The 19045-nt window shown below is 59.8% G+C and carries 19 protein-coding genes, 1 pseudogene and 1 riboswitch; of the genes and pseudogenes, 18 read left to right on the top strand and 2 right to left on the bottom strand.

Annotated elements, in window-relative coordinates; genetic code table 11:
- Positions 1-167 precede the first annotated feature (167 nt).
- From FQ705_RS19730 to FQ705_RS19710, 5 genes and pseudogenes are all read left to right on the top strand, one after another.
- Positions 168-1094 (top strand): hypothetical protein, encoded by a 927-nt coding sequence (locus tag FQ705_RS19730; protein ID WP_144143746.1) that lies wholly within the window; start codon positions 168-170, stop codon positions 1092-1094.
- A gap of 95 nt (positions 1095-1189) precedes the next feature.
- Positions 1190-1729, top strand: a complete 540-nt coding sequence (locus FQ705_RS19725) for a hypothetical protein (RefSeq protein ID WP_144143745.1) — start codon at positions 1190-1192, stop codon at positions 1727-1729.
- Between the two features lie 189 nt (positions 1730-1918).
- Positions 1919-2146, top strand: a pseudogene (locus FQ705_RS34575) (hypothetical protein); the annotation flags it as partial.
- Between the two features lie 759 nt (positions 2147-2905).
- Positions 2906-3427 (top strand): outer membrane protein, encoded by a 522-nt coding sequence (locus tag FQ705_RS19715; RefSeq protein ID WP_144143744.1) that lies wholly within the window; start codon positions 2906-2908, stop codon positions 3425-3427.
- 79 nt (positions 3428-3506) lie between these two features.
- Positions 3507-3681, top strand: a riboswitch (yybP-ykoY riboswitch).
- Positions 3682-3776: 95 nt separating this feature from the next.
- Entirely contained in the window at positions 3777-4787 is a 1011-nt protein-coding gene (locus tag FQ705_RS19710; RefSeq protein WP_144143743.1) for a sodium:calcium antiporter, read from the top strand.
- Positions 4788-4838: 51 nt separating this feature from the next.
- On the opposite strand, the gene FQ705_RS19705 is transcribed toward FQ705_RS19710, so the two are convergent.
- Positions 4839-5927 carry an HAD family hydrolase gene (locus FQ705_RS19705; RefSeq protein ID WP_144143742.1) on the bottom strand — a complete coding sequence of 363 codons (1089 nt, stop codon included), beginning with the start codon at positions 5925-5927 and terminating at the stop codon, positions 4839-4841.
- Positions 5928-6421: 494 nt separating this feature from the next.
- Between FQ705_RS19705 and FQ705_RS19700 the strand changes: the two genes are divergently transcribed.
- The 13 genes from FQ705_RS19700 to FQ705_RS19640 all read left to right on the top strand — a co-directional run bounded on the left by FQ705_RS19700 (position 6422) and on the right by FQ705_RS19640 (position 17699).
- Positions 6422-7084 (top strand): acetyltransferase, encoded by a 663-nt coding sequence (locus tag FQ705_RS19700; protein WP_144143741.1) that lies wholly within the window; start codon positions 6422-6424, stop codon positions 7082-7084.
- Positions 7085-7097: 13 nt separating this feature from the next.
- Entirely contained in the window at positions 7098-7337 is a 240-nt protein-coding gene (locus tag FQ705_RS19695; protein WP_144143740.1) for an acyl carrier protein, read from the top strand.
- Positions 7334-8746: an AMP-binding protein gene (locus FQ705_RS19690; RefSeq protein ID WP_144143739.1), complete on the top strand. Its 1413-nt coding sequence runs from the start codon at positions 7334-7336 to the stop codon at positions 8744-8746. Before FQ705_RS19695 ends, FQ705_RS19690 begins: the two co-directional genes overlap by 4 nt.
- Entirely contained in the window at positions 8725-9807 is a 1083-nt protein-coding gene (locus FQ705_RS19685; protein WP_144143738.1) for an acyl-protein synthetase, read from the top strand. Before FQ705_RS19690 ends, FQ705_RS19685 begins: the two co-directional genes overlap by 22 nt.
- Before the next feature lie 43 nt (positions 9808-9850).
- Positions 9851-11005: an acyl-CoA reductase gene (locus FQ705_RS19680; RefSeq protein ID WP_260854567.1), complete on the top strand. Its 1155-nt coding sequence runs from the start codon at positions 9851-9853 to the stop codon at positions 11003-11005.
- 23 nt (positions 11006-11028) lie between these two features.
- Positions 11029-11502, top strand: a complete 474-nt coding sequence (fabZ, locus tag FQ705_RS19675; RefSeq protein WP_144143736.1) for a 3-hydroxyacyl-ACP dehydratase FabZ — start codon at positions 11029-11031, stop codon at positions 11500-11502.
- Entirely contained in the window at positions 11499-13103 is a 1605-nt protein-coding gene (locus tag FQ705_RS19670) for a GMC family oxidoreductase (RefSeq protein WP_144143735.1), read from the top strand. The genes fabZ and FQ705_RS19670 overlap by 4 nt, the downstream gene beginning before the upstream one ends.
- Positions 13104-13105: 2 nt before the next feature.
- A complete protein-coding gene (locus FQ705_RS19665; RefSeq protein WP_186307922.1) occupies positions 13106-13528 on the top strand; it encodes a hypothetical protein in 423 nt (140 codons plus the stop codon).
- A 34-nt stretch (positions 13529-13562) separates the two neighbouring features.
- Positions 13563-14306 (top strand): SDR family NAD(P)-dependent oxidoreductase, encoded by a 744-nt coding sequence (locus tag FQ705_RS19660; RefSeq protein ID WP_144143733.1) that lies wholly within the window; start codon positions 13563-13565, stop codon positions 14304-14306.
- 17 nt (positions 14307-14323) lie between these two features.
- A complete protein-coding gene (locus FQ705_RS19655; protein ID WP_144143732.1) occupies positions 14324-15145 on the top strand; it encodes a transketolase in 822 nt (273 codons plus the stop codon).
- A gap of 14 nt (positions 15146-15159) precedes the next feature.
- Positions 15160-16140, top strand: a complete 981-nt coding sequence (locus tag FQ705_RS19650) for a transketolase family protein (protein WP_144143731.1) — start codon at positions 15160-15162, stop codon at positions 16138-16140.
- A gap of 3 nt (positions 16141-16143) precedes the next feature.
- Entirely contained in the window at positions 16144-16881 is a 738-nt protein-coding gene (locus FQ705_RS19645; RefSeq protein WP_144143730.1) for an acetyltransferase, read from the top strand.
- A 65-nt stretch (positions 16882-16946) separates the two neighbouring features.
- The gene (locus FQ705_RS19640) at positions 16947-17699 is read left to right on the top strand and encodes a class I SAM-dependent methyltransferase (protein WP_186307921.1); all 753 of its coding nucleotides are present in this window, start codon (positions 16947-16949) and stop codon (positions 17697-17699) included.
- A 178-nt stretch (positions 17700-17877) separates the two neighbouring features.
- On the opposite strand, the gene FQ705_RS19635 is transcribed toward FQ705_RS19640, so the two are convergent.
- Complete coding sequence (locus tag FQ705_RS19635; protein ID WP_144143728.1) at positions 17878-19023, bottom strand: DegT/DnrJ/EryC1/StrS family aminotransferase; 1146 nt, start codon at positions 19021-19023, stop codon at positions 17878-17880.
- Between the last annotated feature and the right edge of the window lie 22 nt (positions 19024-19045).

Below are 19045 nucleotides of genomic sequence, written 5' to 3'. Positions count from 1 at the left end.
CATCGACGGGAGTGGTCACGTCAAGGTGACGCGATCCAGCTGTACGCACCAAGCTGCGGCGTCTGGTGTGTGAGTTTCCGACGGAATGGGAAAGTGGTCCTTTTGACGAGCGCTACGGCTTCCTTCTCCAAGATGGAACCTGGGGGGACAGCACAGCGCGTCCGGCCATGACGCAAGAACAATACGCGCAGTTCAAAGCTCACGCATCTGCGTTGCAATGGTGGGATGCTGCCGCCCTCGGTTTGCCTTCTACGCTTTGGCATTTCCATCCGATTGAATTCATTACCTGGATGCGCAAATGCGGGTGGGTCGACAAGAGCACGCTCGCGCGCATATATACGTCGACAGCCGAGGACTTGCGAGAACGCTATCGGACGCCGCTCAATCAGATCATGCAAAAGTTCGTCTTCACCACGCCGCTTCGGCAGGCACACTTCTTCGGACAGGGCGCGGTGGAATCCGGCAGTTTGACCACCATGCAAGAAGCGAGCATGTTGAACGGGGCGAAGAACCCGGAATCGGAAGTGCCAGAAGCTCAGCGAGGACACTGGTACGGACGCGAGCCGGGTGAATTCGACAGCTACTTTAGCACTGACAAGGTCAATAGCCTTGGCTTAACTTTCGCGCACTCTTATAGCTGGATGCTCGGCAACGTGGGTGACGTAGATGCACAGAAGTTTCGAGGCGGGGGCTTCAAACAGTTGACTGGTCGAGAAAACTATGCTGACTACTACGTCTATCGTGGCTGGCTAAAACGTTCGGATTTCGATGCGAACTGGTGGTCGGATTCCGCTTATAAAAACCACCATCCCTCCCAAATGACGAAACGGCCTGCGCCAATCGACGACCCCGATCGCATCATTGCAAATCCGTACAACTGCATCGACAGTGGTGGCTTCTTCGTTACCTATGTAAAGCCAATCATCAAAGAGACGATCGACCATGGGTCACCACAGATTCCCGCTACAAATGCAGAAACCGAAGAATTGAGAAAGTACTCCCTTTTGGTTACACAGGCGATCAACGGCAGGACTGCCCTTGGTCATGCCGAACGCTTCGATGCAACACTTGCCGCCTTAAAGGTCCTAAATTGAGAAACTATAAAGTGGGGGCCGCCGCTCTGGTCGCCATCACCGTCCATGCCCAGGCTCAGACGCTGGATTCGGTACGGTATGTTCGGACGACTAGTATGCTCGTCCTCACCAACACGGATCACACTGAAAGGCAATGTCGCGTCGATACAAAGGTCAAGGATGCGACGCCCGTTTTCAATTGGAACAAGACGATCGTAACTCTCGGCAATGTCGAATACGTGAGCGTCGCATCCGTGACCAACTGCACCGATGGCGTTGCGCCAATTGAGCGCATTCCTGAAAAAGCTGGCACCGTCAAAGATGTGAATGTCGCGAAAGGGCTGTATCTCTCGGTTGCCGTCGTGAGCTCCAGCCCACTCACCTACACTGCATTGGTTGCGAAGCTCGGAAGCAGGCAGCCCGTCGCCGATCTTCCCGGAATGTATAGCGCGACGAAGAGCATGTCGCGCGTGCTCAAGGAGTCATTCACTTACCTTGATTCGAGGCCTGGTCGAATTTCTGCTGACGGACGCTACGTGAGCGCTGACGGCAGCATGCGATGCACGCCGGAGGCATATCCGGGAGTATGGGATTTGAAGCGTAAGCAAAAGGTCGTGCGAGAGGACGGCTGCGAGTCGCTTTTCACATCCTCTTAATGTACCTGGCGGCTTGGACGAACTCACGAAGTTGCGGATCTGTAGCCGCAATTTGATCTGACATGGCATGACGTCAGCAGCGGACCGTTTTACGAAAATTCGAGCGTATCTGGCAGCCGACGTATTTTCCCTGCTGGAGCAATCCTGGACCGGCGCGTGGTTTCAGAACGACGCGGCGAGGGATTCTAGATACAGGACATCCCCGCAGAAGACACGCCAACATACGAGATGATTTCCCGGGCGGATAAGGTAGGCGTATTTCAGATCGAATCGCGCGCGCAGATGTCGATGCTGCCGCGACTGAAGCCCCGTAAGTTCTACGATCTCGTCATTGAAGTCGCCATCGTTCGGCGAGGACCCATTCAGGGTGGTGCCGTTCACCCGTATTGCCAGATACGACCGTGCGCTTCTCCAGTAAATGTGCACGTTGATGGAAGCGATTGTCGTCGACGATCCACGTATCAAGGCCGAGTGGCCGCTCTTGACTGATGACAGACCGATGGCAAGCTCTACATGCGAAAAAAAATGCCGCTCTTACAGCGGCATCGATACTCCGACCCAGCCGGAGTACCGGTATGGATCGAAGCCAGGCCATACTGGCGACGACCATTCGGTCGTCATGTCGTTGCTCGCCGGAGCGTCTTCCTCATGCTACGGTGGAAGCTCTTTGCTTCGCGTCCTAGTAGACTTGACGCTGGTTGCCTGACCAGCATCGGAAGCCTAGGTCGTTGCCGATTCGGATACCTGTCTTCTGAGCCGGCTGTCCATCCTGAAATCTGGTCGAAAAACTCCGGAAACGACACGAGTTGGGTGTGCTGAGCGACATCAGTGGGGTAACGACGCACGCATTGCGCGCTAAGCCCTTTTTTGTTTTCACAGAATCGCCACATAAAACCGACGTCGCAATCACACGCCTCCTACCCCACCCCCGCGATTTACAAAATCACCTTAAATATCCGTCATTTTTCTGTGCGATTAACTGCAAACGGATTTGTGCTCGCCCGTTTGCAGAAACATCCCATTGCAGCTGCCCGACCGCTTAAATAGCATGCGTTGACCATGCGAATTGAATAAACGCTGGCCACTCCCGAAGCGACCTATGTGTCGGCGCTTTCCTATTGATTAAGCAGGTTTGGGCGAAGTCATTCGCCTGCCCAATGTATTGGTTAGCAGGTCATGAATAAAATATCCCGGCTGATTCTGGCCATATCCATCGTTCTGCTGTCCGGCGCCGTGCGTGCGCAAGCCGAGTCGCCGCTCGCCAACGGCAGTCAGTTTGCCGGCCCTTACGTGGGGCTCAAACTGGGTGTGAATAATTCCAACGCGTCCGGCGCTATCAGCAGGGCATCGCACAACACGGTGTTCCCTGGCTTCACGGCCGGCTACAACGTCGACGTCGACCGTTTCGTGATCGGCGCCGAAGCCTTCGCCGATCTTCATAACGGCTCGAGCACCGGCAAAGACGGTGGTATCGATGCGAGATTCGGCATGCCGTTCCAGCAGATCATGCCGTACGCGCGGCTCGGCTTCACGGCGCAGGAACCGAGCACACGCCTTCATTGGGGACTGGGCGTCGAATACAAATTCGCCCGGCACACGAGTGCGCTCGGCGAATGGACGACCGACTGGAGCAATCACGACGGCACTCGACGGCGTAACAACAGTTACACCGTCGGCCTTCAATATCACTTCAACTAGGCATTCACGCGACGGGCTTCGCACCTTGCCGGCCTCCCATTCCTATAAGCTTGTTGAAAGCCGTGACTGCCGTTAGAATCCTTCGGTCACTGGGGAGTAGCCTTCCTTCATCCATCGAAGGAGAGCGCGTCAACATACTTGGCCTGCGGGTCATGGCGCGTTCGACCGGGTCGGTTTGGCGAGACCATTGACGTACTGCTTCGTTCTGGTCGGACGGGTGGCGGTGCGTCATGGTTCGTCACTGCGTCCGACCGCGGAGTTGCCTTGTGAAACATCGTCGTATCCCGTCAGATTCCTTTGTTGGCCGTTCGCTGCCTCACCTGCTTTGCCCGGTGGCAGGGAGTCGCGCATGACCGGTCTTCTGTTCGAACTCGGCATCATGCTGATCGTCATTCTGGCGGCGGCTGAACTCTTCACCAATGCGCTCGAACATCTGGGCGAGCGGCTGAAAATCTCCGAAGGCGTAACGGGTTCGCTGTTCGCGGCGGTCGGCACGGCGCTGCCCGAGACTCTCGTGCCCTTGCTAGCGATTGCCGGCGGCACGACGGATAGCACGGTCAATCAGGAGATCGGCGTCGGCGCGATTCTCGGCGCACCGCTGATGCTCTCCACCCTCTCCACCTTTCTGATGACGCTCGCGATCCTCCGCTCACGTGGCGCGAGCGGCTGGGTCAAGCCTGAGCGCACCGGCTTCACGCGCGATCTCAACTATTTCCTGTGCGCTTTCGTGCTGGCTGCGGCGGCGATGTATGTGCCGCACGAACAGATGATCGTGCGCGCGCTTTTCAGCGTGGCGCTCGTCGGCGTGTACATCACGTACGTGGTGATGACGTTCCGCGCGTCCGGGCAACTGGTCGACGCGGGCCACGGCACGGAGGCGCCCGGCAAGATGCTCTTGTCGCGACTCGGCGTGCCGACCAATCTTGCGACGATCGGGTTGCAACTGGCGCTCGCCGTCGCGTTGCTGGTGTGGGGCGCCGAAGGGTTCATCCATGGCGTGCGAGGTGTTTCGCAGGCGTTCCGCGTGTCGCCGCTGCTGCTGTCGCTGCTGATTATTCCGATTGCGACCGAGCTGCCGGAGAAGGTCAACAGCATTCTGTGGATTCGCCGCGGCAAGGACACGCTCGCGTTCGGCAACATCACCGGCGCGATGGTGTTTCAGGGCACCTTGCTGCCCGCGATCGGGATTCTGCTGACGCCCTGGACGCCGCGCATCGAAGTAGTGACGGGTATCGTCATTACGCTGGCTGCTGCCGCCTGGTTGCGGATCAATGTGCGGGAGCGAGGCGTGCCGGTGTGGGCGCTGCTGGTTTGCGGCGCGCTGTACGTAACCTACCTGGCGACTACGCTGTCGCGCTGAGTCGCGCTGAGTCGCCTCCGGCGCGAGACGTCCATTCGCTCCGCAGAAAAGCTAGTTGGCTGGCGCCGCTGCGCCAGCCGTTCCGGCTGTTGCCCCGGTTCCAGCCGTTGCCGCGCTCTCCGGCCTGAACACCGTCTTCCAGTCGTCTTTCATATCCAGAAGCAGCCAGCCCTTCGCAGCGGCTTCGTCGAGACCTTTGTCGAGCTTGCCGCTTTTCGACGTGCGGTCGTAGGCATATTCCCGCTGCGCGTCCGTGTGATGCACCAGCGCGGCCAGGCGCGGGCCGTCGCCCGCCGACGTCCATTCGAGCATCGGCACATCGCCGTCCGAATTGCCGATCGCGATCACCGGGCGTCGGCCGATCACGCGATCGATGGCCAGCGGCTTGGCCGCGCCGTCCACCAGGTTGTCGACCTGTGCGAGCCTGACCAACGAGACCGCGCCGTTCGTCTGGCTGTAGCGGTATTTCACCGTGCTGCCGATCACCTGCTCGGGCGGAATGCCGACCATCCGTTGCGCGACCTCGCGCACGAATTCGACATCGCTGCCGGTCACGAGATAGGTTTTAAAGCCGTTGGCGCGCAGATAAGCGAGTAACTCGAGCATCGGCTGATACGCGAGATCGGTGTAGGCGCGATTGAAGTGCGGATCGCTCGCGGAATCGAACCATTCGTGCACGAGCGCGGCGAACTGGTCGCCGGTCATGCCGGCGTGGGCCGCCGCGAGCACGCGCATCGAGCCGGCGTCGCCGCTTGCGGCCACGTTCTTGAGATTACCCTTCAGGATCGAGCGGAACGGTTCCTGCCGTTTCCATTCCGGATGCTTTGCCGCCACTGTCTTCACGCGCTGCAGCGCAAACACCAGTTGCACCGAAGCGGGCTGCTCCGGCCACAAGGTGCCGTCGTTGTCGAAGACGGCGATCCGGTCGGCACGCGAAATGAAATCCTTGGACTCGGGCGTCGTCACCAGCGTGACGAAGTCCACGATCGAGCGCTTCTCCGCCGTGTCGTTCCACGAAGGCAGCGCCGTCGTCGATGCGCCGCTCTGCGGCTCGTTCGCGTCGCGGTGCGGCGTCACCGAGCAGGCGGAAAGAGCAACAACGGTGATGGCAAACCAGCATCGGCGCATCGTGCGAATCATGAAAGCCTCATCGAAAACGGTGGATCGAACTTTAAGCGAGCGACAGTCTAATCGGGTAAAGCGGTTATTGCAGCTTTTGTAGAACTTTTAAGCCGATATTTTATGTTCTGACGGCGCCAATGCCCATTGAATAAAGGCGTTCACGGCAATTCGATTTAATTCGGTTAAGGAAACGCGCTCGGCGTTGAAAATACGTCAGGAATGGATTCGATAATCACGGCGGCTGCGCATAGCGCAGTTTACCGATGCAAAAGCTGCGGCCACCCGGCTCAAATGTCTCCGAAAGCCGCCAAATCCCTGCGAACACCGCCGAGCGCCCCGGCCCGCTGGGCCATGCGCCAAATTGGAGGCTATTCCCGTGCTATCTCCCAGGATCGACCCCGGCGGGCCACCGGCATAATTTCGGAAAATGTTGCACGGGGCGTCGGCGCCTGATCGGCCGATCGTCTCGCGTGCACACCCGGCGTTGGTCCTTCCTTGGCGTGGTTGAAATCGTGACTTTGAGACTTTTTGTATATGGCGCGGGTGGCTTCGGTAAGGAAGTCATGGACGTCGCGCGACGCCAGAACGCGGTCAGCAAACGCTGGGAGCAGATCAGCTTCGTCGACGATATCCGCACCGAGCGCACGCACTACGGCGCCGCGGTCTATCGCTTCGACGACCCCGAAGTACAGCAGCACCTCGACCAGGCCGAGTTCGTGATTGCGTTGGGTGAACCCGCTGCGCGCGAGAAGCTCGGCGAAAAGCTGCGCCTCGCGCACGCGCGGCCCGGTCGCGTGGTCGATACGAGTTCGCTGGTGGTAGAGAGCGCGATGCTCGGCGAAGGCGTGGTGATCACGCCGCTCTGTTCGGTTTCCAGCGACGCGAAGCTCGGCCGCCACGCCTGCGTGAACACCATGTCGATCGTGGGTCACGACGTGGAGATCGGCGACCACACGGTTGTCTCTTCGATGGTGAACATCGGCGGCGCCTGCGTGATCGGCGCCAACAGCTACCTCGGCATGGGTGCGCTGATCAAGGAAGGCGTGCGCATCGGGTCGAATTCGATCATCGGCATGGGCTCGGTCGTGTACAGCGATATCCCCGACGATGTGATCGCATTGGGCAATCCCGCGCGCGTGGCTCGCCCTAACAACGACCGCAAGGTCTTCAAGTGAGATTGGTAAAGCAATGACGAACAAAGATACGTACGACAAGGTCTTCATGGACTCCTTCTCGGTTCCGCGCGACGCCCTCAATGCGGAATTCGTCTATCAGTGCGTCCCCGCGTGGGACTCGGTCGGCCATATGGGCATGATCGCGGCACTCGAAGACGCGTTCCAGATCATGATGGAGACGGACGACATCATCGAATTCGGCTCGTACACGATCGGCATCGACAAGCTCAAGAAGTACGGCGTCGAAGTATGAAATCCGGGCTCGTCAGTCGGCAATATCCTGAACGCACCGCTCTCATCGCAGCGGGCGGGGTCACGCTTGGCTATGCGGACCTGCATCAGGCTATCGACCGACTGGCGAGCCGGTTGCCCGCACGGCAACTGATCTTTATCCTGGGCGGCAACGATCTGCCGACGCTGCTGTGTTATCTCGCCTCGCAGGCGCGCGAGACGGTGCCGCTCCTGCTCGGCCGGGGGCTCGATCAGGCGCAGTTGGACAGATTGATTCGCACGTACGATCCGGCGTACATCTTCGCCGCGACGGAAGGCTCCGAGGCGGGCTACGGCACGTTGACGCACGCAGAGGGCGCATACGGTCTGTATCACCGCCCCGATGCGGCGCATCACGAATTGCATCCCGACCTTGCGTTGCTGATGGCCACGTCAGGCTCGACAGGATCACCGAAACTCGTGCGACTCACCGCGCAAAACCTCGCTGCGAACGCCGCGTCGATCGCCGAATACCTCGCGATCACGCCGCAGGAGCGAGCCGTCACGTCGTTGCCGTTTCATTACTCGTACGGTCTGTCGGTCATCAACAGTCATCTGCTGGCCGGTGCTTCGCTGGTCCTTTCGGACGACTCGCTCATGGCGCCGGCTTTCTGGAAGCAGGTCAACGAGCATCAGGTGACGAGTTTCGCCGGTGTGCCGTACAGCTACGACATCCTGCTCAAACTGCGCCTCGCACGCATCAATATGCCCTCGGTGCGCACGCTGACGCAGGCAGGCGGCCGCATGGACCCGGCCAAGGTGCAGCAGGTTGCCGACATCTGCCGCGAAAAAGGCATTCGCTTTTTCTCGATGTACGGGCAGACCGAAGCCACCGCACGTATCGCCTACCTGGCGCCGGAAGAAATGGCGAGCAAATCTGGCAGCATTGGCCGGGCGATTCCGGGCGGCCGTCTTTGGCTCGAGAGCGACGACGGCCGCATGATTACCGAGCCGGGCGAAGTGGGCGAGCTGATTTACGCGGGCCCGAACGTCTCGATGGGTTACGCCGAAAGTGCCGACGATCTCAGGCTCGGCGACGCGAACCACGGTCAACTGCGTACGGGCGATCTCGCTCGCATCGATGCGGACGGTTGCTTCTTTATCGAAGGCCGGCGTCATCGCTTTCTGAAAATCCTCGGTATTCGCATCTCGCTCGACGCCGTCGAGCGGCTCGCCGCCGACAAGGGCCTTGCCTGTGCGGCCCACGGCAGCGACGACAAGCTGGTGATTCACGTCGGCAACGCAACGGAGCTCGCCTCCGACGAACTTCGGCAGGATATGGCGAAGTCGCTGGGACTTCATCCGTCGGTTGTCGCGGTGAACCTGCTGCATGAATTGCCGCGCCTCCCCACAGGAAAGGTGGACTATCAATGTCTGAGCCAACTGTCCTGAGCGACGTGACGCAATGGCCGGTCTTCGGGCTGGCGAAGGCGGACAAGGAACGCGTGCTGCTGGACGAACTCCAGCGCCTGACGGACTGGCACTACGGCGCCTGTTCGCAGTATCACGCGATCGTGGATAAATTCGGCACGCCACGCGAGGCGGCCGGCTTGCCTGCACTGCCGTTCCTGCCGGTGCGGCTCTTCAAGCACGAGCAACTGCTGAGTGTGCCGAAAGCCGAGGTCATCAAGACGATGACTTCGTCGGGCACCAGCGGCCAAAGCGTCTCGCAGATTTTCCTCGACAAGCAGACCTCGGCGCTGCAGGTGAAGGTGCTGTCGCGGATCGTCGGCAATTTCATCGGCCCGAAGCGGCTGCCGATGCTGGTGATCGACTGCCGCGCCACAGTGGCCGACCGCTATCGCTTCTCCGCGCGCACGGCCGGTATTCTCGGATTTTCGATCTTCGGACGCGAGGTGGAATTTGCGTTGAACGACGACATGTCGCTCAACCTCGACGGCGTGCGCCGCTTTCTCGAGAAGTATCCGGATCAGCCGATTCTGTTGTTTGGCTTTACGTTCATCGTCTGGCAACACTTCGTCCAGGCGCTCGAGGCGTGCGGCGACACGCTACCGCTCGAGCACGGCATCCTGATCCACGGCGGCGGCTGGAAGCAGCTTCAGTCACAAGCCGTGAGCACGGAGGAGTTCAAGCTCCGGTTGGCACACGCAGCAGGCGTAAAGCGCGTGCACAACTACTACGGCATGGTCGAACAGACGGGTTCGATTTTCGTCGAGTGCGAACACGGCCATCTGCACGCGTCGTCGTGGTCGGAGGTGATCGTGCGCGATCCGCTGGATTTCAGCGCACTGCCGCCCGGCAAGGCTGGCTTGATCCAGTTGCTGTCGGTCATTCCGCACAGCTATCCGGGGCACTCGCTGCTGAGCGAAGACCTGGGCGAAATCGTCGGCGTCGACGATTGTGCATGCGGACGCATGGGGACGTACTTCAAAGTGCACGGTCGCATCCAGAACGCAGAGACACGAGGTTGCAGTGATACGTATTCCCGATGACATCCGGCGCAGGACCGAGATCCTGGTAGGACATCCGGAGCAGGTGTCCAACGAACCCGCACCGGTGTTCGACGCCGCACGCCTCGAGTTTCTCGCCGACCTGTCGCGCGCGTTGCTGGCGCGGCCCGAGTCGCGCGCCTTGGCCGATGTCGTGAGTTTTGCGTATTGGTGCCGTCGCTCGAATCTGACGCAGCTGGCTAACAAACAGAGCTCGCGCAACGAAGTGCGCCTGGGTCTCGGCCTGTCGTTTCACATCTGCCCGTCGAACGTTCCGGTGAATTTCGCGTTTTCTCTCGCGTTCGGCTTGCTCGCGGGCAATACCTGCGTGCTGCGTTTGCCTTCGCGTGACTCGGCCACCGCGCAACTGATCGTCGAGGTGATCGCTGAATTGCTGAAACAGGAGCGTCATGCGCTGCTCGCGGACTGTATCGCGCTGACGCGCTTCGAACGCGACGACGAACTGAACCGTTTCTGGCTCGGCGTGGCCGATGCACGCCTCGTGTGGGGTGGCGACAAGACGGTCGACTATATGCGCAGCCTGCCGTGCCGGCCGCGTTCGCGCGAAGTGGCGTTTTCCGACCGGTATTCGTTGTCGGTGATGGAGCCGCAGGCCGTGCTGGCGCTCGACACCGAAGGCCTGCGCGCGCTGTGCAATCACCTCTTCAACGATCTGTACCTGATGGACCAGGCCGCCTGTTCTTCGCCGCAACTGGTGGCGTGGATCGGCAAGCCGCGCGATGTCGACGCCGCCAAAGAGCGCCTTTGGCCGGCGCTGGTCGAGCATCTGACGCCGCGTTATACGCCTGAGCCGGTGCAGGTGATGGACAAATACGTGCAGGCCTGCCGCCATGCCTACGACAACGAGCAGGTCGTGGCGATCCGCCAGCACGGCAATCTGCTTTACCGGGTCGAGTTGTCGAAGGTCGTGGCGGATCAGGACGAATGCCGCGGTTACTTCGGCACGATTCACGAAGTCACGATCGCTTCGCTGAATGAACTCGCGCCGATCGTCAACGAGCGCTACCAGACGCTCACCTACTTCGGCGTCGATAAAGAACAGTTGCAGGATTTTGTCGTCTCGCAGCGGCTGCGCGGCATCGACCGGGTGGTCCCGGTGGGGCGCGCACTGGATATGAATGTCGTGTGGGATGGCTACGACGTCGTCGCGAGTCTTTCGCGCGTCGTCGAGATTCAATGACGCACCGATTACCCGAGGAATAGATGGAAACGTTCAGTCTCAATTGCGTCGAACTGCAGGATTACCAGCCGAATCGCTACCCGTTCCTGATGATCGACCATGTCGATGAAGTCAGCCCGGGCAAGTTTGCGCGCGGCTACAAGAACCTGACGATGAACGAGTGGTACTTCCCGGTGCATTTTCCGGGCGGCCCGAATATGCCCGGCGCGCTGCAGCTCGAAGCGCTCGCGCAGATGCTGACCGTGGCCATCACCACGTTGCCTGGTCTGAAGGGCATGGTCACGCACGCGTTGCAGCACACGGTGCGCTATCGCAAGGAAGTCCTGCCGGGCAAGAAATTCGAAATCGACACGCAGGTGTTGTCGTGGAAGCGCGGCATCTGCAAGGGTCGTGGCGTCGCGACGGTCGACGGCGAGATTGCTTGCGAAGCCGACATGCTGATCACCATTCCGCAAATCCTCGAACAATATCTGCCGAAGAAAAAAACGCCGGTATGAAAGACGTCGCGGACATTGTGATCATTGGTTCCGGCGCGAGCGGTGCTGCCGCCGCCTGGAGCCTGAGCCTCGACCGCTCGTTGCGCATTGTGTGCCTCGAGCAGGGCTCGGTCGCGCAACCGTCCGATTACCCGTCGACGTCCGTCGATTGGGAACTGAGCCGTTCCGCAGCGTATAGCTCCAACCCGTCCGTGCGGCGCAACCCCGCCGACTATCCGATCGACGACTCGGCCTCGCCGATTTCCATCGCCAATTTCAATGGCTTCGGCGGCAGCACGATTCTGTATTCGGCGCACTTTCCGCGCTTTCATCCGTCCGACTTTCGTACCCGCAGCCTGGATGGCGTGGGCGACGACTGGCCCCTCGGCTACGACGAACTGAAGCCGTTCTTCGCCGAGAACGAACGCATGATGGGCGTGGCCGGATTGGTGGGCGATCCCGCCAATCCCGACTACGAGAGCTTGTTGCCGCCCGTGCCGCTCGGCCCCATGGGACGCACGATGGCGACGGCGTTCAACGAATTGGGCTGGCACTGGTGGCCCTCGTATAGCGCGATCAATACCCACAAGCATGGCAACCGTGGCACGTGCATCAATCTCGGTCCTTGCAATACGGGTTGCGCGCAGAGCGCCAAAGGCAGCGTGGATGTCACCTATTGGCCGGTTGCGCGCCGCCAGGGCGTCGAGGTCATGACGGAATGCCGCGTCCGTGAAATCACGCTCGATGGGCGCGGTCTTGCAAACGGCGTGATCTATCTGGATGCGAAAGGCGCGCAGCATCGTCTCGATGCGCGCGTCGTGGTGGTGGCGTGTAGCGGCATCGGTACGCCGCGGTTGCTGTTGAACTCCAGGTCGAGCGCGTTTCCCGACGGCCTGCTGAACGAGCAGGGACTGGTCGGCCGTAATCTGATGCTGCATCCGCTCGCGTACACCGAAGGCGTATTCGAACAGGATTTGCGCTCCAGCATCGGGCCGCATGGTTGCAGCATCCTCAGCCAGCAGTTCTACGAGACGGCAAAGGAGCGCGACTTCGTACGCGGTTACACGATGCAGGTGTTACGCGGTGCGCCTCCGGTCGAGACGGCGGTGTCCGGCTACTTCATGCGCCAGGTGTCGATCGGTGCGGACCATCACCAGAAATTCAATCGCCTCTTCAACCGGACAGCCGGCATCGCGGTGATTTCTGAAGATCTGCCGGAGCTGGACAATCGCGTCGAGCTTGATACCGAGCACTGCGATTCGAGCGGCATGCCGGGCGTCAAGGTTTTCTACAAGCTCAGCGACAACACGAGCCGCATGCTCAAGCACGGTCTGGAAATGAGCAAGCAGGTATTTGCCGCAGCGGGCGCGAATGTCACGGCGTCGTTCGCTCCGGTGAAACATACCGGCTGGCATCTGATGGGGACGGCCCGCATGGGCAACGATCCGGCCAGTTCGGTGGTCAACAGATTCGGTCAGGCACACGCGGTGAAAAATCTGTTCATCGTCGACAGCAGTATTTTCGTGACCTCGGGTGCGGTCAATCCGGTGGCGACGGCCCAGGCGCTGACGCTGATGGCGTGTGATCATCTGCGCCGCAATCTGCCTCAACTGGTGAGTTGATCATGCTCGAACTCATTCTCGACACGATGCTGCCGGGCGACGCCGCCCTGGATATGCCGCCGGCTTCGGCGCTGGATTTCGAGGCCTACCAGTTGCGTCATCATGCGTTCGACCAGGTCGAGGCCTTCGTGACGATGCTTGGCGGTGTGGCCCAGGAGAGGTTCGGTCAGCGGTTCGATCAACTCGACGCAACACAGCGGCTTGCCGCGATCAACGCTTGCAAGGTGGTGAACGTGCGTGTCTTTTCGAGTTTCCTCACCCACGTGATGCGGGCCTATTACACCGACCGGCGCGTCCTGAAGCAGGCCTCGGCGGGCGCCGTGCCGCCGTTTCCCGCCGGCAATGAACTCGACACCGACGACTGGACGATACTCGAACCGGTCTACCTGCGCGGCACGATCTGGCGCAGCACCGATTCGCTGTGAAAGCGGATCAACGTACGACAAGCAGGGATTTGCAATGTTGCTAAAAGACAAGGTGGCTGTGATTACCGGTGCGAACCGGGGCATCGGCCGGGCGATTACCGAAACCTTCGCGGCTCAGGGCGCGGGTGTGATCGCTTGCGTGCGTGAGACGAAACCCGAGACGCTCGACTGGTTGGGCTCGCTTGAACAGGAACATGGCGTCACTGCGCAAGCGGTGAGCGTGGACCTCGCCGATGAAGCTTCGGTGAAAACCGCGGTCCGGCAAATCATGGCCGTCGCGCCGCGCGTCGACGTGCTGGTGAACAACGCCGGAGTGGCGAGCGGTGCGATCTTCCAGATGACCTCGATGACGGAATTGCGGCGTCTCTTCGAGATCAACTTCTTCAGCCAGATCCTGTTGACCCAGGGGCTCGCTCGTTCGATGGCGCGCAACAAGGCCGGTTCGATCATCAATATCGCGTCGACCGCCGCGATGGTCGCCGATCCTGGCACGTTGGCTTACGGCTCCAGCAAGGCCGCTTTCGCGCGGGCCACCCAAAGCATGGCGACTGAACTCGGCGCGTCGGGTATCCGCGTCAACGCCATTGCGCCCGGCGTGACCCGCACCGACATGTTCGACCAGATGTCGGAGGCGGCGCGCGACAAGTTGATCGCATCGGCCGCGCTCAAGCGCGCGGCCGAACCCCAGGACATTGCCAACATGGCGCTGTTCCTCGCATCGGATCTCTCCTCCTTCGTCACCGGACAGATCATGCGAGTGGACGGCGGCATGGTTTGAATCAAGGACACGACACTATGAATTATTCCGACATCGAAAATATGGCGCTCGTCATGCGCCAGAAAATCCTTGAGGTCAGCCATCACTGCAATCTGAGCGCTCACCTGGGCGGCGGCTTGTCGATGGTCGAAATCATGGCGACGCTGTACGCGCGTCAATTGCGCTATGACAAAACGAATCCGCGCTGGGTGGAACGCGATCGCTTCATCCTGAGCAAGGGACATGGCGTGCTCGGCTATTTTTCGGCGCTGCGGGCGGCGGGCGTCATCGATGAAACCGTGTTCAGTAGTTTTCAAACGAACGACAGCGACCTGATCGCTCATCCGGTCATGAACATGGATCTGGGTATCGAGTCTTCGAACGGCAGCCTCGGGCAGGGCCTGTCGATGGCGATCGGCATCGCGTTGGCAGCGAAGAAGAAGCAGCGTCCGTACAAGACTTACGTGCTGCTCGGCGACGGCGAGTGCAACGAGGGCTCGGTGTGGGAAGCGGTGATGTCGGCCGCGCAACTGCGCCTCGACAACCTCGTCGCGATGATCGACTACAACAAACTCCAGAGCGATGGCGACGCGACCCAGATCATGGATCTGCAAGACCTCGCCGGGAAATTCCGCAGTTTCATGTGGGACGTGCACGAAGTGGACGGCCATGACATCGGCCAACTGCTGGCCGCTTTCGAAGCGCCGCCGGTGCCGGGCCGTCCGCGCGTGCTGGTTGCGCATACCGTGAAGGGCAAGGGCATCTCGTTCATGGAAAACAATAACGAGTGGCATCACAACCGGCTGACGAAGGCGAATTACGACCTGGCGCTCGCCGAGTTGACGGCCACGGTGGAATGAACGGAGACGCGAAAATGCTGGAAATCAACGCAAGCAATGCACGTCAGTGGTCGCGGCTCGGTTCGCGCGGCGTGTTCGGTATGGCCGCTCTGTCGGTCGGCGAGAAGTACGACGATCTGATGGTGATGTCGGCCGATCTGGGTAACTCTTCGGGTCTGGATCGCTTCAAGAAGGCCTACCCCGAGAAATTCCTGAACATCGGCATCGCCGAGCAGAACATGATCGGTGTCGCCGCCGGCCTCGCTAAAGAAGGCTACAACGTGTTCGCGACGTCGTTCGCGCCGTTCATCTCGATGCGCGCGGCCGAACAGATCCGCATGAATCTCGGCTACATGGAAATGAACGTCAAGGCGGTGGCGATCGGTAGCGGCGTGTCGATGGCCTTCCTCGGCAACTCGCACTACGGCATCGAGGACGCGGCGGTGATGCGGTCGATTCCGAACATGACGGTGGTCTGCCCGGCCGACTGCGTGGAGATCGTCAAGACCGTGCAGGCCGCGGCCGAATTCAAAGGCCCGATGTACATCCGCCTGACGGGCGCGGTAAATAACCCGTCGGTCTATACCGAAGACTACGACTTCCAGATCGGCCGCGCGATCACGCTGCGCACCGGCTCGGATGTGACCATCATCGCCAACGGCACGATGGTGCACGAGTCGCTCGAAGCCGCGAAGTTGCTGGAAGCCGAGGGCAAGTCCGTCGGCGTGATCAATATGCACACGCTCAAGCCGCTCGACACGGCGGCGATCGATGCAGCGATGGCATCGTCGAAGGTGCTGGTCACGGTAGAAGAGCATTCGGTGATCGGCGGCCTCGGCAGTGCGGTCGCCGAATACAAGGCGGCAAAGAAATCGGCGCCGCCGCAACTCCTGCTCGGCTTGCCGGACCGGTTCGACAAGGCCGGTGAGTATCGGTATCTGCTGGAAAAGAATGGCCTCGTCGCGGCGAAGATTGCTGCGCGTGTTACCGGCTTCATGAACGAGTGCGCGGAGTAAAGCATGAACGTTGTTACATCGGACGACAGCATCGGCGTTTTGCCCTTACATCCTCTCTCGAAGCAGTTCATTGTGATCGGCTACAAGGACGGTGCGTTTTCGACGATCCCCAACAACTTCTTCAAAACCTGGCTTGACGAAGAGGCCACGGTGGGCACCTTTCATATCGGCCGTTGCTCAGGATTAGGCGTCGGCTCGGTCGTCAAGTACGACAGCGAGGCCCAGAAACTGATCGTGGGAAAAAACGTTGCGGGTGGCCAGCGGCTGAAGTTCGTGCTGAACGGCCAGCACGAGATGCGGTCGATATCGACGACCATGTTCAGCATATACGGCAACGGTCTGCTGAATCCCGGCAGTCCGCAATACGGCGATACGGTGATTCACAACGATGTGTGGATCGGCGACGAGGCCATGTTGCTGGGTGGTAGCGTCATTGAAAGTGGATGTGTTATCGGTGCGCGTTCCTTGATACCGCCCAACTTCCGCAGCGAACCCTACGGCATTTATGTCGGCTCACCGGCAAGGTTGGTGCGATTCCGCTTCCCCGAGAAAGTACGGGAGCAGTTGCTGAAGCTCGCGTGGTGGGACATGCCGCTGTCGTGGATCAAGGTCAACAACGAGGCTTTTCTCGTCGACCTCGCGGCTGACGAGGGCCGCGCACTCGAAATACTTGCAGAGCTTCAACACGCAAAAAACAACGCGAAAGCGGACGCCCGCGCGGATGCCGCGCAGCCGTCGTGACATTCGAATCACGCTATTCACTCAATTGATTATTTGCCGTGCCAACGGCACAGGTAGGAATGACCATGGAAAAGACACAGCAAACTTCGCGCCCTTCGATCGTCCCGCAAAATCAGGCCCAGCCCAAGCGCATCAGCGCGATGACAGCGTTGATCCAGACGGCGTTTGCCGGCAAGATCAAAGCGCTGGAAATCGGCGTGTGGTATGGCATCGGCTCGACCAACATCTGGTTGAACAATTTGCAAGCGGGCTCGGAACTGACGCTGGTCGACGCGTGGCGGCCTTATGCTTCGCAAGCCGATGTGAGTGGCGTGGATTTTCGGCCCTCGCACTGGGATTACGCGAAAATGGACAGCCTGTCGACCGAAGCTTTTTTGTCGGCCTTTTTGAACGTCAAGAAATTCGAGAACGAATGCGGTGACCGTGATATCGACGTTTCTCTGATCCGCGGAAACTCGGGCAAGTTGCTCTCGAGATTCAAGGACGAATCGTTCGACTTCATCTACATCGACGCCGATCACAAGTACGATTCGGTCAAGCGTGACATCGTCAACGCCAAGCGGTTGATCAACAAGGAATACGGGATCATCTGTGGGGATGATCTGGAAAAGCTGCCGACGCCGGGATTGGTCGAGCTTGCCAGGCAATACAAGGATCGCGACTTCATCAAGGGTGACTATGGTTACCACCCAGGCGTGTGCCTGGCGGTTGCCGAAGAGTTCGAGCAGGTCAGCATGATCGACGGCTTCTGGTGGGTGGTGTGCAAGAACGGAAGCTATAGTCACGATGCGCTGGATCTGGGTGCCGCGCAACTTTGATAGTCCGGCAGTCTGGGGTTAGGCGTACGGTTTAGCCCCGGAAATCAGGCGAGCGGCGTGAGACGAATACCGCTCACGCTTCTGGCATCGATAAAAAAAGCACTTAACCGACCCCGCCTGTGCGAGGAGCGTTAAGTGCTTTTGTTGATGAGCGCGCGAATCTGGCGTGCCAGATTTTTTAGCAGGTCCGGATGATATCCACGATCCGTTCGACGTTGTCCGCCGACAGCGCTGGATAAATGGGGAGGCACAGCACTTTCCTCGCGGCGTCGGCGGCGACCGGCAGGTTGGACGGATTGGCGCTGACGAGGCCACGGTACATCGGGAAGTCCGAAATCAGCGGGTAGAAATAGCGACGCACGATGACGTTGTGCTGGCGGAATTTCTCGTACAACGCATCACGGCTACACGGAAAGTTCTCGTCGACCAGAATCGGGAAGTAGGCGTGATTTGAAATCGGGCCTTCGCAGGCGGGCAGACAGCGGATTCCCGGCACGTCGGCCAGCAGGGCGCACAATTGCGTGGCGATCTCACGGCGGCGGGCCAGCGCTTCGTCGATATGTTTCAGCTGGAGAAGCCCGAACGCCGCATTGACTTCGCTCATCTTGCCGTTGATGCCGGGCGCTACGACCGTTGTTTCATCCACGAATCCGAAATTTTTCAGATGATTGACGCGCTGTTTGGTCTTCGCGTCTGGGCAGATGATTGCGCCGCCCTCGAAGGTATTGAAGACCTTGGTCGCGTGAAAACTCAGAACCGAAAGGTCGCCATGGCGCAAGACGCTGGTGCCGCCGGTGCGTACGCCGAAGGCATGCGCGGCGTCGTAGATGACCTTCAGGTTGTAGTTGTCGGCGATCTTCTGGATCGCGTCGATGTCGCAAGGGTAGCCGTAGCAATGTACCGGCAGAATGGCCGTAGTCTGCGGCGTAATCGCGGCTTCGATCCTGGCCGGATCCATATTGAGCGTGCGCGGATCGACGTCGACAAAGACCGGCTTGATGCCGTTCCACAGCAACGAGTGCGCGGTTGCGACGAACGAGTACGGCGTCGTGATCACTTCACCGGTCACACGCAATGCCTGCAATGCGGTGACGAGCGCCAGCGTGCCGTTGGAGAGCAGCGCCAGGTGTTCGACGCCCAGATACTCTTCAAGCGCGGCTTCGAGGCGCTGGTGAAACGGACCGCCGTTCGTCAGAATCTTGCTTTCCCATATCTCCCGAAGATACGGAATGAAGTCGTCAAGCGGCGACAGGTGAGGCTGCGTGACAAAGATGGTTTCCTCAGTCAGCGCCGAAACTGCTTCTGCAGGTAGGCTCGCGTTCATGATCTGTTCTTCGGTAGTTATC

The sequence above is a fragment of the Paraburkholderia sp. BCC1884 genome (assembly GCF_900996225.1).
Taxonomy (GTDB): domain Bacteria; phylum Pseudomonadota; class Gammaproteobacteria; order Burkholderiales; family Burkholderiaceae; genus Paraburkholderia.
This window is presented reverse-complemented; position numbering and strand designations above follow the sequence as displayed.

Excerpts from the sequence above, each read along its gene's own strand:
- FQ705_RS19710 (WP_144143743.1), top strand. The coding sequence starts at position 3,777 with ATGACCGGTCTTCTGTTCGAACTCGGCATCATGCTGATCGTCATTCTG.
- fabZ (WP_144143736.1), top strand. The coding sequence starts at position 11,029 with ATGGAAACGTTCAGTCTCAATTGCGTCGAACTGCAGGATTACCAGCCG.
- FQ705_RS19655 (WP_144143732.1), top strand. The coding sequence starts at position 14,324 with ATGAATTATTCCGACATCGAAAATATGGCGCTCGTCATGCGCCAGAAA.
- FQ705_RS19690 (WP_144143739.1), top strand. The coding sequence starts at position 7,334 with ATGAAATCCGGGCTCGTCAGTCGGCAATATCCTGAACGCACCGCTCTC.
- FQ705_RS19670 (WP_144143735.1), top strand. The coding sequence starts at position 11,499 with ATGAAAGACGTCGCGGACATTGTGATCATTGGTTCCGGCGCGAGCGGT.
- FQ705_RS19650 (WP_144143731.1), top strand. The coding sequence starts at position 15,160 with ATGCTGGAAATCAACGCAAGCAATGCACGTCAGTGGTCGCGGCTCGGT.
- FQ705_RS19725 (WP_144143745.1), top strand. The coding sequence starts at position 1,190 with ATGCTCGTCCTCACCAACACGGATCACACTGAAAGGCAATGTCGCGTC.
- FQ705_RS19640 (WP_186307921.1), top strand. The coding sequence starts at position 16,947 with ATGGAAAAGACACAGCAAACTTCGCGCCCTTCGATCGTCCCGCAAAAT.
- FQ705_RS19635 (WP_144143728.1), bottom strand. The coding sequence starts at position 19,023 with ATGAACGCGAGCCTACCTGCAGAAGCAGTTTCGGCGCTGACTGAGGAA.
- FQ705_RS19695 (WP_144143740.1), top strand. The coding sequence starts at position 7,098 with ATGACGAACAAAGATACGTACGACAAGGTCTTCATGGACTCCTTCTCG.
- FQ705_RS19645 (WP_144143730.1), top strand. The coding sequence starts at position 16,144 with ATGAACGTTGTTACATCGGACGACAGCATCGGCGTTTTGCCCTTACAT.
- FQ705_RS19660 (WP_144143733.1), top strand. The coding sequence starts at position 13,563 with ATGTTGCTAAAAGACAAGGTGGCTGTGATTACCGGTGCGAACCGGGGC.
- FQ705_RS19715 (WP_144143744.1), top strand. The coding sequence starts at position 2,906 with ATGAATAAAATATCCCGGCTGATTCTGGCCATATCCATCGTTCTGCTG.
- FQ705_RS19705 (WP_144143742.1), bottom strand. The coding sequence starts at position 5,927 with ATGATTCGCACGATGCGCCGATGCTGGTTTGCCATCACCGTTGTTGCT.
- FQ705_RS19685 (WP_144143738.1), top strand. The coding sequence starts at position 8,725 with ATGTCTGAGCCAACTGTCCTGAGCGACGTGACGCAATGGCCGGTCTTC.
- FQ705_RS19730 (WP_144143746.1), top strand. The coding sequence starts at position 168 with ATGACGCAAGAACAATACGCGCAGTTCAAAGCTCACGCATCTGCGTTG.
- FQ705_RS19665 (WP_186307922.1), top strand. The coding sequence starts at position 13,106 with ATGCTCGAACTCATTCTCGACACGATGCTGCCGGGCGACGCCGCCCTG.